This window comes from Jatrophihabitans lederbergiae, from assembly GCF_031845305.1.
Classification (GTDB): Bacteria; Actinomycetota; Actinomycetes; order Mycobacteriales; family Jatrophihabitantaceae; genus Jatrophihabitans_A; species Jatrophihabitans_A lederbergiae.
The window spans coordinates 177,973-192,739 of record NZ_JAVREH010000001.1; the positions used below are offsets into that span (position 1 = coordinate 177,973).

Below are 14,767 nucleotides of genomic sequence, written 5' to 3' on the forward strand. Positions count from 1 at the left end.
CGACCGGTCGGTCGGACTTTAGGGTGCTGGAGTGACCACGCGAAGGCCCTTGATCGCGTCCTCGGACAGCCCACCTGGGGTCGACCTCGCCAGGCTCGCCGCCTGGTTGGACGCCGAGCGACCGGGCCTGCGACAGGGGCCGCTGAACGCCACCGTGATCGTCGGCGGCCGCTCCAACCTGACCTACCGCCTGACCGACGGCAGCCACCAGTGGGCGCTGCGCCGGCCGCCGCTGGGCCACGTGCTGCCCACCGCGCACGACATGGTCCGCGAGTTCACGGTTCTCTCCGCCCTGTACGGCTCGGCGGTTCCGGTGCCCGAACCGATCGCGCTCTGCACCGACGGGGACGTCCTCGGCGAGCCGTTCTACCTGATGGGCTTCGTCCCCGGCGTGGTGCTGGAGCGTCCGGAGCTGGCGCCCAACGCCACGGTGGCGCGGCATGCCACCGAGACGCTGGTCGACACCCTGGTCGCCCTGCACGGCGTGGACCCGGGCGAGGTCGGCCTGGCGGACTTCGGCAAGCCCGGGGGCTTCCTGCAGCGCCAGGTGAGAAGGTGGCACCAGCAGTTCGACAGCTCCACCGAGCCGGCACCAGCCGATTCCAGCAGTGCGGTCGACAGCAGTGCGGTCGATGTGCGGGCGCTGGAGCTGTCCGTCGTCCGGCGGCTGCGCGAGCAGTTGCCCGAGTCGTCCCGTTCGGGAATCGTGCACGGGGACTACCGGCTGACCAACGTCCTGTTCAACCCCGACTTCGCCAGCTCCCAGTCGACCACCGCGTCCATCGAGGCTGTGGTCGACTGGGAGATGGCGACGCTGGGGGATCCACTGACCGACGTCGGGCTGCTGTACGTCTACCACGACTGCGCCCGCACGTCCGGCTCGGTGATGCCGGACTTCCCGGCCGAGCAGGGCTATCTCTCACCGCAGGCCATGGTCGCCCGGTACGCCGAGGCCACCGGGCTCGAGATCGCCGACCTGGACTGGTACATCGCCTTCGGCTACTACAAGCTCAGCGTCATCGCGGCCGGTATCCATGCCCGGTTCCAGCAGGGCAAGACGATCGGCGAGGGCTTCGGCGTGTTCGGCGGCCTTCGCGACGCCACCATGGACGCCGCGTCCGCGCAGCTCGGAGGAAACTAGATGGACTTCACCCACAGCCCGCGCTCCATCGAGCTGCAGGCGGCGATCAGCCGCTTTCTCGACGAGGTCGTCTATCCGGCGGAGGCCGAGTTCCACCAGCAGGAGCAGGCCAATCGCGCCGCCGGCACGCCGTTCGCGACCCCCGCGGTGCTGGCCGGCATCAAGCAAGAGGCTCGCCGCCGCGGGCTGTGGAACCTCTTCCTGCCCGGGGACCGCTTCGGCGCGGGGCTGTCGGTACTCGACTACGCGCCGCTGGCCGAGCTGTCCGGGCGCTCGATCGCCATCGCACCCGAGGCGATGAACTGCTCGGCGCCCGACACCGGCAACATGGAGTTGCTTGCCATGTTCGGCACCGACGACCAGCACAGCCGCTGGCTCGAGCCGTTGCTCGCGGCTGAGATCCGGTCCTGCTTCTCGATGACCGAACCCGCCGTGGCGTCCTCGGACGCCACCAACATCGCCACCCGGATCACCCGCGACGGTGATTCCTACGTGGTCAGCGGGCACAAGTGGTGGTCCACCGGCGCGATGCGCGACGAGTGCGCGGTGTCCATCGTGATGGGTGTGTCCGACCCGGACGCGGACCGGCACGCCCAGCACTCGATGATCCTGGTTCCCCTCGGTGCCCCGGGTGTCACCGTGCACCGGTCCACCACGGTGTTCGGCTACGACGACGGGCCGCACGGCGGCCACGGCGAGATCAGCTTCGACGACGTGCGGGTGCCCGCCGGCAACCTGCTCGGCGCCCAGGGCGCCGGCTTCGCCATGGCCCAGGCCCGGCTCGGCCCGGGCCGGATCCACCACTGCATGCGCGCCCTCGGGATCGCCGAACGCGCCCTGGAACTGATGGTGAACCGCTCGCTCCACCGGCACGCCTTCGGCGGCCCGCTGGCCAGCCAGGGAGTCATCCGTGAGTGGATCGCCGAGTCCCGGCTGGCCATCGAGCAGGCTCGGCTGCTGGTGCTCAAGGCGGCGTGGCTGATCGACACCGCCGGCGTGAAGCAGGCGGCCACCGAGATCGCCGCCATCAAGGTGGCGGCACCGCGGGCGGCCTCCTACGTCCTGGACCGGGCGATCCAGACCTTCGGCGCGGCCGGGGTGTCCGGCGACACGCCGCTCGCCGAGATGTGGGCCGGCGTACGCACGCTGCACCTGGCCGACGGCCCGGACGAGGTCCACCTGCGCAGCGTGGCCCGGGTCGAGATCAACCGCGCCCGGAGTGCGGCGGCGGGCAGGTGAGCGTGCCCCGTCCCGAGCTTCCTGGCCGCCTCTCCACCGACGTTGCCGCCGCGGATCGGCAGCTCTCCACCCGCGAGCGGATCGTCGCCAGTGCGCTGGCGCTGTTCGCCGAACAGGGGTTCGACGCCACCAGCGTCAACCAGATCGTGGTGCGCGCCGGGGTGGCCAAGGGCGCCCTCTACCACCACTTCGCCAGCAAGGACGACCTGCTGTACGAGGTGTCCAGGGAACTCGTGGACCGCCAGCTCGACGGCATGAACGCCATCCTCGCGGACCGGCAGGACACCGCCCGGACGCTGCGCGAGCTGATCCGCGACCTGGTCGTCACCACCGCCGGCAGTGCGCCGGCGGCGAAGGTCTTCTCTCGCGAGAGCCACCGCCTCGGCGACGCGAACCAGGCCCGGGTGCGCGCTGCCCGACGCAGCATCCACGACACCTTCACCGATCTGGTGCGCTCAGCGCAGCACAGCGGTGAGTTCCGGGCGGTCACCTCGCCGGACATGGTGACGTTCACCGTCTTCGGCTTCATCAACGAGCTGCCGGTCTGGTACCGCGCGGACGGTCCCAAGACGCCGGTCCAGATCGCCGACGAGCTCAGCGAGCTGATCCTGTCCGCGCTGATGCCGGCGCCGGGACAGCTACCTGCCGAAGGTCAGCCATGAGCGGGCAGAGCTGGGGCCTGACCGTCCCGCTGACGGGGGTGCCGCTGCCCGCGCACGCGGAGCTGCTGCGCGCCCTGCCCGGCTGGGGCTACACCGATGTCTGGTCCTCCGAGGTGGCCGGGACCGACGCCTTCACGCCGCTGGCGCTGGCCGCCGCGTGGGAGCCGCGGCTGCGGCTGGGCACCGCCATCGTGCCGGTGTTCACCCGCGGCCCGGCCCTGATCGCCCAGTCAGCCGCCGCGCTGGCGGCCGCGGCACCGGGGCGATTCACCCTGGGCCTGGGCGCGTCCAGCCCGGCGGTCGTCGAGCAGTGGAACGGGATCGGCTTCGAGCAGCCGTTCCGCCGTACCCGGGACGTCCTGCGGTTCACCCGCGCCGCGCTGGACGGCGAGAAGGTGACCGCCGACTTCGATACCTTCTCGACCAGCGGCTTCCGGCTCGAACAGCCACCCGACGAGCGGGTGCCGATCCTGCTCGCGGCGCTGCGTCCGCAGCTGCTCGCCCTCGCCGGACGGGAGGCCGACGGGGCGATCCTCAACTGGCTCGCGGCCGGCGATGTCCCGACCTGCCTGGAAGCCGTCGGTAACCCCGCCGCCGACATCGTGGCGCGGATCTTCGTCTGCCCCACCGAGGACGCCGGCTACGCCCGAGCGCTTGGCCGGCGGATGATTTCGAGCTATCTGACCGTGCAGGCGTACGCGCGGTTCCATCGCTGGCTCGGACGGGGGCCGGCGCTGGAGCGGATGTGGGAACTGTGGCGCGAGGGCGACCGCAAGGGCGCCACCCAGGCGGTGCCGGACGAGGTCGTGGACGAGCTGGTGCTGCACGGCAGCCCGATGTCCTGCCGGGAGCAGGTGCTCGACTACGTCCGGGCCGGCGTTCGCACGCCGGTGTTGGCGCTGCTGCCGACTCCGGAGCTGACCGATGCCGCCTCGCTGGCGGGGGTGCTGGCCGCGCTGGGACCGGCGGCGGCTGCTGTTATGAAGCCGGCTGAACCGACGCCGCCCAGAACGACACCGGTTGCACAGACACTGCCGGCGGGGACCGCATGAGGATCGCCGACTCCGTCATCGTGATCACCGGCGGCGGCAGCGGCATCGGTGCCGGCCTGGTCCGGCGGTTCGCCGCCGAGGGTGCCCAGGCTCTGGTGGTCGCCGACTACCGCATCGAGGGCGCTGCCGCGCTCGCCGGCGAACTGGGGGACCGGGTCAGCGCCGTCGAGGTGGACGTCACGGACGAGGCCGCGGTCGCCGACCTGGTCGCCGGGGCGCTGGCTGAGCACGGCCGGATCGACCTGTTCTGCTCCAACGCCGGCATTCCGACCGGAGTTGGCCTCGAAGGCGGCGAGGTGGCCGACCGGGCCTGGCAGCGTGCCTGGAACGTGCACGTGATGGCACACGTCTACGCCGCACGCGCCGTCCTGCCGGTCATGGTCGAGGCGGGTTCGGGGTACCTGCTGAACACCGCCTCCGCGGCGGGGCTGCTGAGCGCTCCGGGCGACGCCCCGTACAGCGTCAGCAAACACGCCGCCGTGGCGTTCGCCGAGTGGCTGGCCTACCAGTACCGCGATCGCGGAATCCGGGTCAGCGTCCTGTGCCCGATGGGTGTCGACACCCCGCTGCTGATGGACGGTCTCAACTCCGGCGCCGCCGCGGCCAAGGCAGTGGCCGCCTCCGGTGAGGTGCTCGGTGTCCAGGCGGTGGCCGAAGCCGTGGTGCGGGGACTGGCCGACGAGCGGTTCCTGATCCTGCCCCATCCCGAGGTCGGCACGTACTGGGCCGGCAAGGCCGCCGACGTCGAGCACTGGCTGGCAGGCATGGCCCGGCTGGCGGCTGCGGCCGGTACGACAGCCTGACGGTCGAACCACCCAGGCACATCAGTCCACTACTACATCAGTCCCTACAAAAAGAACAATGAGGAGCAGTACATGGCTGGAGTTCAGGATCGCGTCGCGCTGGTGACCGGCGGCGCCCAGGGCATCGGGGCCGCGGTCGCCGCCCGGCTCGCCGCCGCTGGCGCGAAGGTGGCGGTGCTCGATCTCAACGAGGACAGTGCCGCCGCGACCGCCGCGGACATCACCGCCTCCGGCGGAACGGCCATCGGTATCGGGGCCGACGTCAGCAGGGCCGACCAGGTGCAGGCGGGGGTGGACCGGGTGGTCGCGGAGTTCGGGGCGCTGCACATCCTGGTCAACAACGCCGGCGTGCTGCGGGACAACATGCTGTTCAAGATGTCCGAGGACGACTGGGACATCGTGATGAACGTCCACCTCAAGGGCGCGTTCCTGTGCAGCAAGACGGCCCAGCAGCACATGGTCGCCGCCAAGTACGGCCGGATCGTCAACATGTCCTCGACCTCGGCGCTCGGCAACCGCGGCCAGACCAACTACGCCACCGCGAAGGCCGGCCTGCAGGGCTTCACCAAGACCCTGGCCATCGAGCTCGGCCCGTTCGGGGTCACCGTGAACGCCGTCGCGCCCGGCTTCATCGAGACCGCGATGACCAAGGCGACGGCGGAGCGGATCGGCAGCACCATCGACCAGATGCGCGAGGCGGTGGCCGGCGCCGTGCCGGTGCGCCGGGGCGGCGTTCCGGAGGATATCTCCAACACGGTGGCCTTCTTCGCCGGTGAAGAGAGCGGTTATGTCACCGGTCAGGTTCTCTACGTCGATGGCGGCCGCGGCCTGCTCTAGCCGGGCGGCGGGTCACGTAGCCTGTTGGCGAGGGTTTCCACCGGGCGCCTCGCCCGGTATCCGGCGCACCAGCCGTACAAGCCGTTTAAGGGGGTCGCGTGTTCGACACACTGTCCGACCGGCTCAACAAGGTCTTCACCGGTCTTCGGGGCAAGGGACGGCTCTCCCAGGCCGACATCGACTCGGTGGCCCGTGAGATCCGCATCGCGCTGCTCGAGGCCGATGTGGCGCTGCCCGTCGTCCGCCAGTTCATCGCCGCGGTCAAGGAGCGGGCAGCCGGCGAAGAGGTCAGCAGGGCGCTCAACCCGGCCCAGCAGGTCATCAAGATCGTCAACGAGGAGCTCGTCAAGATCCTCGGCGGCGAGACGCGGCGCTTGCAGTACGCGAAACAGCCCCCGACGGTGATCATGCTGGCCGGCCTGCAGGGCGCCGGAAAGACGACCCTGGCCGGCAAGCTCGCCCGTCACCTGAAGGACCAGGGCCACGCCCCCGTCCTGGTGGCCTGTGACCTGCAGCGGCCCAACGCCGTCAACCAGCTCCAGATCGTCGGTGAGCGCGCCGGGGTCGCGGTGTACGCGCCCGAGCCCGGCAACGGGATCGGCGACCCGGTGGCCGTCGCCCGCGACTCCCTCGACTTCGCCCGCCGCGCCCAGCACGACATGGTGATCGTCGACACCGCCGGCCGGCTCGGTATCGACACCGAGATGATGCGGCAGGCCGCCGCGATCCGGGACGCCGTCCAACCGCAAGAGATCCTGTTCGTGCTGGACGCGATGGTCGGCCAGGACGCGGTCAACACCGCCGAGGCGTTTCGCGACGGCGTCGGGTTCACCGGCGTGGTGCTCACCAAGCTCGACGGTGACGCCCGCGGTGGCGCCGCGCTGTCGGTGCGCTACGTGACCGGGCAGCCGATCATGTTCGCCTCCAACGGTGAGAAGCTCGGTGACTTCGACGTCTTCCACCCCGATCGGATGGCCTCGCGCATCCTCGGCATGGGCGACATGCTCACGCTCATCGAGCAGGCGCAGAAGACGTTCGACCAGGACGAAACCGAGCGGATGGCGTCCAAGCTCGCCAGCGGCAACGAGTTCACGCTGGAGGACTTTCTCGAGCAGTTGCAGGCGATCCGGCGGATGGGCCCGATCGGCAACCTGCTGGGAATGCTGCCCGGCGCCGGCCAGATGAAAGAGGCGCTGGCCGCTGTCGACGACAAGGATCTGGACCGCACGGCCGCCATCATTCGCTCGATGACGCCGGGCGAGCGGGCCGATCCCAAGCTGATCAACGGCTCTCGCCGGCTGCGCATCGCCAACGGCTCCGGGGTCAAGGTCAGCGAGGTCAACAACCTGGTCGACCGGTTCTTCGAGGCCCGCAAGATGATGTCCCGGATGAGCGGCATGGGAATGCCCGGTGGCCGGCGCAACGCCAAGAACGCCAAGGGCAAGAAGGGCAAGGGCAAGGGACGCAACGCCAAGGGCGGCAGGGGTCCGACGCAGCCGAGGATGCCCGCGGGCTTCCCCGGCATGCCCGGTGGCCTTCCCGGCGGTATGCCCAGCGGCCTGCCGGGCGGTTTCGGAGCAGGCGGTGGCGGCATGCCCGAGCTGCCGTCGGGTGTCGAGCTGCCGGACATCTCGAAGTTCAAGTTCCCGAAGTCCTGACCTCCCGTCCTTCGACCACGAGTCCCGAGTCGACCGCGAGTCCCGAGTCGACCGCGAGTCCCGAGTCGACCGCGAGTCCCGAGTCGACCGCGAGTCCCGAGTCGACCGCGAGTCCCGAGGCCCGTTCCGCCGGCGGCCGCCGGCGAGCGCGATGAGCAGAAAGCGGTTCGCATGCCTGACCAGGAGGCGTTGCACCTGCGCGGGGTGTTCCTTCCCGAGGAGCGGGAGCGCGACGCCTGGATCGTCGACGGCCGGCTGACGTTCGAGCCGGTTCGGAACGCTCACACGATCGCCGACCGCGGCTGGGTGCTGCCCGGACTCGTCGACGCGCACTGCCACATCGGCCTGTCGATGGACGGTTGGGCCGAACCGGACGAGCAGGCGGAGCAGGCGATTCTCAACCGGGACGCCGGCGCCCTGCTGCTGCGCGACGCCGGGTCACCGGTCGACAACACGGGTGTCCAGCGGCGCGAGGACCTGCCCCGGCTGGTGCGCGCCGCTCGTCACATCGCCCGGCCGCGGCGCTACATCCGCCACCTGGGCATCGAGGTCGAGCCCGAGGATCTGGTGACCGAGGTCGAGAAGCAGGCGGCCCTCGGCGATGGCTGGATCAAGCTGGCCGCGGACTGGATCGACCGGTCCGCCGGCGACCTCATGCCGGTCTGGCCGGACGACGTGCTGGCCACCGCCATCGGCCGCGCGCACGAGCTGGGCGTGCGGGTGGCGGCCCACGTCTTCGGCGAGGACGCGCTGCCGGGCCTGATCCGGGCCGGTCTGGACTCCATCGAGCACGGCACCGGCATCACCGACGACCTGCTGGACGAGGTTGCCCGCAGGGGCATCGCCGTGGTGCCGACGCTCATCAACATTGATACCTTTCCTCGGATCGCCGCGTCCGGCGCCGAGAAGTTCCCGGCTTACGCCGCGCACATGAACGCGCTCTACGCCACCTCGCGGGAGCGGATCCGTCACGCCTACGAGGCGGGCGTCCCGATCTACACCGGCACGGACGCGGGCGGATCGCTGCCGCACGGGTTGATCCGGGACGAGATCGCGGCCCTGGTCGGAGCGGGCATCCCGCAGGCCGAGGTCATTGCCCAGGCATCCTGGCGGGCACGGGAGTGGCTGGGCTTCGAGGGCCTGGTCGAGGGGGCTCTGGCGGATCTCGTCGTGTACGACGCCGACCCACGCACCGACCTCGACACCCTGGCCGCACCATGCCGCATCGTGCTGCGGGGGATCGTCCGGGGCTGAGGCCCGGCGCTGAGACCGCGAGGACCGCGAGCTGGGTCGAAGGGACCAGTCGCCGCACTAAGCTGGTATTCATCCCCCACGTGAAAGGTCACCAGTGACAACCCTGCGTCAACGTCGGGCGGTCGCTGTCCGGCGGTGGTCCATAGCCGTCGCGGTCTACCTCGTTGCGGTGTTCCACCGGACCTCCCTGGGCGTCGCCGGGCTGCAGGCAGCGACCCGTTTCGGTATCAGCCCCAGCCAGCTCAGCATCTTCGTGCTGCTGCAGCTGGGGGTATACGCCGGAATGCAGATTCCGACCGGCATCCTGGTCGACCGGTATGGCCCCCGCCGGCTGCTGATCGCCGCAGCCTTCACCATGGGGGCGGCCCAGATCCTGTTCGCACTGGCGCACAGCTACCCGGTCGCGCTGCTGGCCAGAGCGCTGCTCGGCCTCGGCGACGCCCTCACCTTTGTCAGCGTCCTGAGGTTCGCGGCCGGCCAGTTCGCGCCGCGGCGGTATCCGGTAGTGATCGCAATCACCGGCACCCTGGGCTCGGTCGGCAACCTCGCGGCGACGCTGCCGCTGACCGCGCTGCTGCACCACGCGGGCTGGACGCCGACCTTCCTCGTGGCCGGGCTGGTGTCGGTGGTCAGCGGCGTCGCCGTCTACGCGATGCTGCCGAGGTCCGCACCGGTGCCGCGACGGCCCCGGGAGGCAGCCGCGCTGATGGCCTCGGCTCGCAGTGTCGGCCGCCGGGTTCGCACCGCGTGGGCGCTGCCCGGCACCAGGGCCGGCTTCTGGGTGCACTTCACCTCGATGTCGACGTCCCTCACGTTCGGCGTGCTGTGGGGCGTGCCGTTTCTGGTCGAGGCGCAGGGCTTCAGCCGCGACGCGGCCAGCACGGTGCTGCTGGCGAGCGTGCTGGTCGCGATCGTCGCCGGACCGCCGATCGGCCAGCTCACCGCGCGGCATCCCGCCACCCGGGTTCCGCTGGCCATCGGCGTGTGCTCGGTCACCGTGCTGGGCTGGTACACCGTGCTGGCGGCCTTCTCCGGCCCCATTCCGCGGTGGCTGCTGATCGGACTGGTGCTGCTGACCACGGTGGGCGGACCGGTGTCGGCGATTGGCTTCGCCCTGGCACGCGACTACAACGGCCCCGCCATCGTCGGCACGGCCACCGGCGTGGTCAACGTGGGCGGCTTCGTCGCGGCGATCTCGGCATGCCTCGTACTGGGTTGGACTCTGGACCTGGCCGGTTCGGTGGACCGGGGCGCCTACCGGCTGGCGTTCGCGGTGGCGGTGTCCGTGCAGCTGGTGGGGCTGGTCCAGATGGTCCGGTGGTGGCTGCGCGCCAGGCACACCCTGCTGAAGGCGCTGGAGGTGGGCCGACCGGCCCCGGTCCAGATCGTGCGGCACCGCTGGGACCTCACCCGCTGAGGCAGCGGCGAGCGAGCATGATCGGCTCCGGAGCTATGGTCGGGAACATGACTCAGCAGATCGCAAGTGTGGCCATCGTCGGTGGATATGTCGTGCCGATCGACGGTGATCCGATAGCGAACGCGACCGTCCTGGTCACCGACGGCAGAATCGCCGCGGTGGGAGCCGAGGTGCGGGTCCCCGATGGCGTCGAGGTGGTGGACGCGACCGGCAAATGGGTGCTGCCCGGCTTCGTCGACGCGCACGCCCACCTCGGGGTGCACGAGGAGGGCGAGGGCTGGGCCGGCTCCGACGTCAACGAGATGACCGATCCGAACGGCGCCCGGCTGCGGGCCCTGGACGGCATCAACCCGGCCGAGGAGGGCTTCCGGGACGCCCTTGCCGGCGGTGTCACCTCGTGCGTGGTGAAGCCCGGCAGCGGAAACCCGATCGGCGGTCAGACGGTGGCCATCAAGACCTGGGGCCGGATCGTGGACGAGATGGTGATCAAGTCACCGGTCAGCGTGAAGAGCGCGCTGGGTGAGAATCCCAAGCGGGTGTACGGCGATCAGAAGAAGCTGCCCTCGACCCGGCTCGGCGTCGCGGCCGTCATCCGCGACGCGCTCACCAAGGCTCAGGACTACCAGGCCAAGCGGGACGCGGCCGCGGCGAAGCAGGAGCCCTTCGACCGTGACCCCGCACTGGAGGTGCTGGTGCAGGTCCTCACCGGTGAGCTGCCCTGGTGCCAGCACACTCACCGCGCGGACGACATCGCCACCGCCATCCGGCTGGCAGACGAGTTCGGGTACCGGCTGGTGATCAACCACGCCACCGAGGCCTATCTGCTCGCCGACGTGATCGCCGAGCGCGGCATCCCCTGCATCGTGGGGCCGCTGTTCCACACCCGGTCCAAGGTCGAGGTCCGCAACCGCAGCCTGGCGACCGCGGGCAAGCTCGCCAACGCCGGGGTCACGGTGGCCCTGACCACCGACCACCCGGTGGTGGCGATCGACTTCCTGGTGCACCAGGCGACCTTTGCCGTGCGCGAGGGCATGACCCGCGAGGATGCGCTGCGCTCGATCACGATCAACCCGGCCAGCATCCTCGGCTTCGACGACCGGGTCGGCTCGCTCACCGCCGGCAAGGACGGCGACGTGGTGATCTGGTCCGGCGACCCGCTCGACGTCCTGCAACGAGCCGAGCGGGTCTTCGTCTCCGGTACTGCGGTGTACCGCTACGAGAAGGGCCGCGGCATCACCACGGACCCCTATCGAGTCAGCTGACACGGCAGGGGCCGACCGATCCGGCAAGTGAGGCTCGGTCAGTCCTCGGGCAGCTCCACGGCGTTGTTCTTGATCACGTCGCGGAACCAGAGCGCGGAGTCCTTCGGGGTGCGAGCGAGGCTGTCGTAGTCGACGTGCACCATCCCGAAGCGCTTGGAGTAGCCCCAGGCCCACTCGAAGTTGTCCATAAACGACCACAGGTAGTAGCCGCGTACGTCCGCGCCGCCCTGGATGGCGGCGTGCACGGCGGCGAGGTGCCGGCGCACGTAGTCGATCCGGTCGGCGTCGTGCACCTCACCGTCGGAGGTCACCTCGTCGTCGAAGGACGCCCCGTTCTCGGTGATCACCATCGGGATCTCGGGGTAGTCCCGGCGGACCCGCAGCAGCAGGTCGGTGAACGACTCGGGCACGATCGGCCATCCCATGCCGGTGTAGGGCCCCGGCTGGGAAACCGAGTACGCCAGGTCGGTGCCGGGCCACGGTGAGGCTCCGGCGTCGGCCTGGCTGGGATCGTTGACCCACCGGCCGGTGACCTGGGCGCGGACCTCGTCGGTGGCCGCGGTGACCCGGCTCGGCGCGTAGAAGTTGACGCCCAGCACGTCGATGGGCGCGTTGATGTCGGTGAGGTCGCCCTCGGCCACGAACGCCCAGTTGGTGATATGCCGGGTCGTGTGCAGCAGGTCCGAGGGGTAGGCGCCGCGCAGGATCGGGTCCAGGAAGATCCGGTTCGCGATCGCGTCGACGTGGGACGCGGCCTCGACATCGGCCGGGGTGTCGGTGGCGGGGTACACCTGCGCCAGGTTCAGCGTGATGGACAGCTGGGTGGACGACGGAACGACCGCCCGCAATGCCGTCACGGCGCGGCCGTGCGCGAGGTTCAGGTGATGAGCCGCCGTGATCGCCGCGGCGTTGTCGGTGATCCCGGGGGCGTGTACTCCCGAGGAGTGACCGAGGAAGGCCGAGCACCATGGCTCGTTGAGGGTGGTGATGGTCGGAACCCGGTCACCGAGTGCGCGGCCGATCACCTCGGCGTAGTCGACGAACCTGCCCACGGTCTCGCGGTTCGTCCAGCCGCCGTCGTTCTGCAGGGCCTGCGGCAGGTCCCAGTGGTACAGGGTCAACAGGGGAGTGATGTTGCGCTCCAGCAGGCCGTCCACCAGGCGCTGGTAGAAGTCCAGGCCGGCCGCGTTGACCGGGCCGGAACCGCCCGGAACCACCCGGGGCCAGGACACCGAGAACCGGTAGGACGGCAGGCCGAGAGCCGCCATCAGGTCCAGGTCGCCCTCCATGCGGTGATAGTGGTCGTCCGCGACGTCCCCGGTGTCGCCGTTGCGGACCTTTCCTGGGACCTGGCAGAAGACGTCCCAGATGCTGGGCAGCCGTCCGTCGGCGTTGGCCGCTCCCTCGATCTGGTAGGCGGCGGTGGCCGAACCCCAGGTGAAGTGGTCCGGAAAATGAAGGCGGTGGGTCATCCCTTGACTGCTCCTTGCATGATTCCGCCGACAATCTGCCTGCCCAGCAGGGCGAAGACGATCAGCACCGGGACGGTGCCGTAGAGAGTGCCGGCCATGATGATTGATTGTTCGGGCGCGTACCCGGTGGCCAGGCTCTGGAACGAGACCTGGACGGTGGGGTTCTGGGAGCTGAGGGCGATGATCGGCCAGAAGAAGTCGTTCCAGGCCGTGAGGAACGTGAGCATCGCGAGCACGGTCATGGCGGGCCGGGCAGCCGGCATCACGATGGACCGGAAGATGCGGAAGGTGTTTGCGCCGTCGACGTAACCGGCTTCGATGAGCTCGTCGGGCACCGCGCTGGCGATGTACTGGCGCATGAAGAACACCCCGAAGGCGGTCACCAGCGTCGGCAGGATCACCGCTTGGAGGTGACCGGCGAAGCCGAGCTTGGCCATCATCATGTACAGCGGGATGATCCCCATCTGCATCGGGACCATCATGGTGCCGATGCACAGGCCGAGCAGCAGGTTGCTGGCACGAAAGCGCAGCTTGGCAAAGGCGAATCCGGCGAGGGTGCAGAACGCGACCGTGCCGAGGGTGATGCCCGCCGACACGATGAGCGAGTTCAGCAGGCCCTTGTTCAGCGGTGCCAGCTCGAAGGCCGCCTTGATGTTGCTGACCAGCGCCCCGCTCGGAAACAGCGGCGGCGTCTTGGCTGCCATCTCGGCGTTCGTGTGCGACGCCATCACGATCGTGTAGTACAGCGGGAACACCGACACCAGCGTGACGAGGATCAGCACGAGATAAGTGGGCCAGCCGGCCTGCATCGGCTTGCCCTTGGCGCCCCGGTGGCGCCGGCTCTCAGTCGCCGCGGGCCTGACGGCGGTAGCCGTCGCGGGCGGCCGTTCGACCGTGCTGGTCATGAGGTCACCTCGACGGTTGCGGCAGCGGCGGCGACGGGCGCCACGATGCCGGTCCTGCGCTCGCGCCGTCGGGCCAACCCGAGGTTCACCAGGACGGCCAGCACGATGATCAGGAACATGGTCCAGGCCGTTGCCGACGCCAGACCGAGCCGGTCGTTGGTCCAACCCTGCTGGTACATCAGCAATCCTAGCGTCTGGTACTGCCCGGACGTGCCGCCATCGGGCATGCCGTTGTGATAGAGCAGCGGTTCGCCGAAGAGCTGGGCGGCACCGATGGTCGAGACCACGATGGTGAAGAGGATGGTCGGGCGCAGGCCGGGCAGGGTGACGTGACGGAACTGCTGCCAGCGCGAGGCGCCGTCGATGGCCGCCGCCTCGTACAGCGACGAGTCGATTGCCTGCATGCCGGCGAGGTAGATCAGCGCGTTGTAGCCGGTCCAGCGCCAGGTGACGATGGCCGAGACGGCGACCTGGGCGGGCCACTTGGAGCCCTGCCAGTCCACCCGAGGCAGGTGCAGCAGGTGCAGCGCCCAGTTGATGATGCCCAGTTGCGGGTCGAAGAGCTGTAGGAAGATCACTGTCGCGGCCGCGAGGCTGGTCGCGTACGGCATCAGCATGGCGACCCGGAAGAAGGTCCGGGCGCGCAGCTTGTAGTTCAGCAGGTGCGCGATGCCCAGCGCCAGGCACAGCTGCGGCACGGTGGCGATGATGCCGATGGTGACGGTGTTGCGCAGGGCGTTCCAGAAGAACTTGTGCGTGAAGAGGTTGCGGTAGTTCTCCAGGCCCACCCAGGTCTGCCTGTCGTAGGTGGTCAGCCGGACGCTGTGCAGCGACACCCACGCCGTGTCCAGCCAGGGATAGACACTGAACGCCGCGAAGACCACGAAGAACGGCGCGATGTAGGCGTAGGCGGCCTTGCTGCCGGGGCGGGTGCGCTTGCGGCCGACCCGGACCGCTGCCTGTGGCGGACCGCTCGCTGGCCGGATTCCGGCCTCGGTGCTGGCTGACATGTCACCACTTTCTCGAACGGGGTGGTCCTCCTGCCACGGGGTCGACGCACCCGCG

At 70.0% G+C, this 14,767-nt stretch carries 13 protein-coding genes; 10 read left to right on the forward strand and 3 right to left on the reverse strand.

The genetic code is table 11. From position 1 onward, the window contains the following. Positions 1–31: 31 nt before the first annotated feature. From RM423_RS00815 to RM423_RS00860, 10 genes are all read left to right on the forward strand, one after another. Positions 32–1,141, forward strand: coding sequence for a phosphotransferase family protein (locus tag RM423_RS00815; protein WP_311421087.1), 1,110 nt, complete (start codon positions 32–34; stop codon positions 1,139–1,141). Then, positions 1,142–2,380, forward strand: coding sequence for an acyl-CoA dehydrogenase family protein (locus tag RM423_RS00820; protein ID WP_311421088.1), 1,239 nt, complete (start codon positions 1,142–1,144; stop codon positions 2,378–2,380). Next, a complete protein-coding gene (locus RM423_RS00825; protein ID WP_311421089.1) occupies positions 2,377–3,042 on the forward strand; it encodes a TetR/AcrR family transcriptional regulator in 666 nt (221 codons plus the stop codon). The genes RM423_RS00820 and RM423_RS00825 overlap by 4 nt, the downstream gene beginning before the upstream one ends. Before the next feature lie 17 nt (positions 3,043–3,059). Beyond that, a complete protein-coding gene (locus RM423_RS00830) occupies positions 3,060–4,094 on the forward strand; it encodes an LLM class F420-dependent oxidoreductase (protein ID WP_396327546.1) in 1,035 nt (344 codons plus the stop codon). Further along, entirely contained in the window at positions 4,091–4,897 is an 807-nt protein-coding gene (locus RM423_RS00835; protein ID WP_311421091.1) for an SDR family oxidoreductase, read from the forward strand. Before RM423_RS00830 ends, RM423_RS00835 begins: the two co-directional genes overlap by 4 nt. A gap of 72 nt (positions 4,898–4,969) precedes the next feature. Further along, positions 4,970–5,734, forward strand: a complete 765-nt coding sequence (gene fabG / locus RM423_RS00840; protein WP_311421092.1) for a 3-oxoacyl-ACP reductase FabG — start codon at positions 4,970–4,972, stop codon at positions 5,732–5,734. Positions 5,735–5,832: 98 nt separating this feature from the next. Beyond that, positions 5,833–7,392, forward strand: coding sequence for a signal recognition particle protein (gene ffh / locus RM423_RS00845; protein WP_311421093.1), 1,560 nt, complete (start codon positions 5,833–5,835; stop codon positions 7,390–7,392). 171 nt (positions 7,393–7,563) lie between these two features. Beyond that, positions 7,564–8,646, forward strand: a complete 1,083-nt coding sequence (locus tag RM423_RS00850; RefSeq protein WP_311421094.1) for an amidohydrolase family protein — start codon at positions 7,564–7,566, stop codon at positions 8,644–8,646. A gap of 94 nt (positions 8,647–8,740) precedes the next feature. Further along, positions 8,741–10,063, forward strand: coding sequence for an MFS transporter (locus RM423_RS00855; RefSeq protein WP_311421095.1), 1,323 nt, complete (start codon positions 8,741–8,743; stop codon positions 10,061–10,063). Positions 10,064–10,110: 47 nt separating this feature from the next. Further along, the gene (locus tag RM423_RS00860) at positions 10,111–11,325 is read left to right on the forward strand and encodes an amidohydrolase (RefSeq protein ID WP_311421096.1); all 1,215 of its coding nucleotides are present in this window, start codon (positions 10,111–10,113) and stop codon (positions 11,323–11,325) included. Positions 11,326–11,363: 38 nt separating this feature from the next. Here the strand turns inward: RM423_RS00860 and RM423_RS00865 are convergent, their stop codons facing one another. The 3 genes from RM423_RS00865 to RM423_RS00875 are packed head-to-tail and all read right to left on the reverse strand — an operon-like array spanning position 11,364 to position 14,712. Continuing rightward, a complete protein-coding gene (locus RM423_RS00865) occupies positions 11,364–12,797 on the reverse strand; it encodes a glycoside hydrolase family 1 protein (protein ID WP_311421097.1) in 1,434 nt (477 codons plus the stop codon). Further along, positions 12,794–13,702, reverse strand: a complete 909-nt coding sequence (locus RM423_RS00870) for a carbohydrate ABC transporter permease (protein WP_311421098.1) — start codon at positions 13,700–13,702, stop codon at positions 12,794–12,796. The genes RM423_RS00865 and RM423_RS00870 overlap by 4 nt, the downstream gene beginning before the upstream one ends. Then, entirely contained in the window at positions 13,699–14,712 is a 1,014-nt protein-coding gene (locus RM423_RS00875) for a carbohydrate ABC transporter permease (protein WP_311421099.1), read from the reverse strand. Before RM423_RS00875 ends, RM423_RS00870 begins: the two co-directional genes overlap by 4 nt. Positions 14,713–14,767 lie beyond the last annotated feature (55 nt).

Coding starts and splice junctions, on each gene's coding strand:
- RM423_RS00865 (WP_311421097.1), bottom strand. CDS start 12,797: ATGACCCACCGCCTTCATTTTCCGGACCACTTCACCTGGGGTTCGGCC.
- RM423_RS00860 (WP_311421096.1), top strand. CDS start 10,111: ATGACTCAGCAGATCGCAAGTGTGGCCATCGTCGGTGGATATGTCGTG.
- fabG (WP_311421092.1), top strand. CDS start 4,970: ATGGCTGGAGTTCAGGATCGCGTCGCGCTGGTGACCGGCGGCGCCCAG.
- RM423_RS00850 (WP_311421094.1), top strand. CDS start 7,564: ATGCCTGACCAGGAGGCGTTGCACCTGCGCGGGGTGTTCCTTCCCGAG.
- RM423_RS00875 (WP_311421099.1), bottom strand. CDS start 14,712: ATGTCAGCCAGCACCGAGGCCGGAATCCGGCCAGCGAGCGGTCCGCCA.
- RM423_RS00820 (WP_311421088.1), top strand. CDS start 1,142: ATGGACTTCACCCACAGCCCGCGCTCCATCGAGCTGCAGGCGGCGATC.
- RM423_RS00870 (WP_311421098.1), bottom strand. CDS start 13,702: ATGACCAGCACGGTCGAACGGCCGCCCGCGACGGCTACCGCCGTCAGG.
- RM423_RS00835 (WP_311421091.1), top strand. CDS start 4,091: ATGAGGATCGCCGACTCCGTCATCGTGATCACCGGCGGCGGCAGCGGC.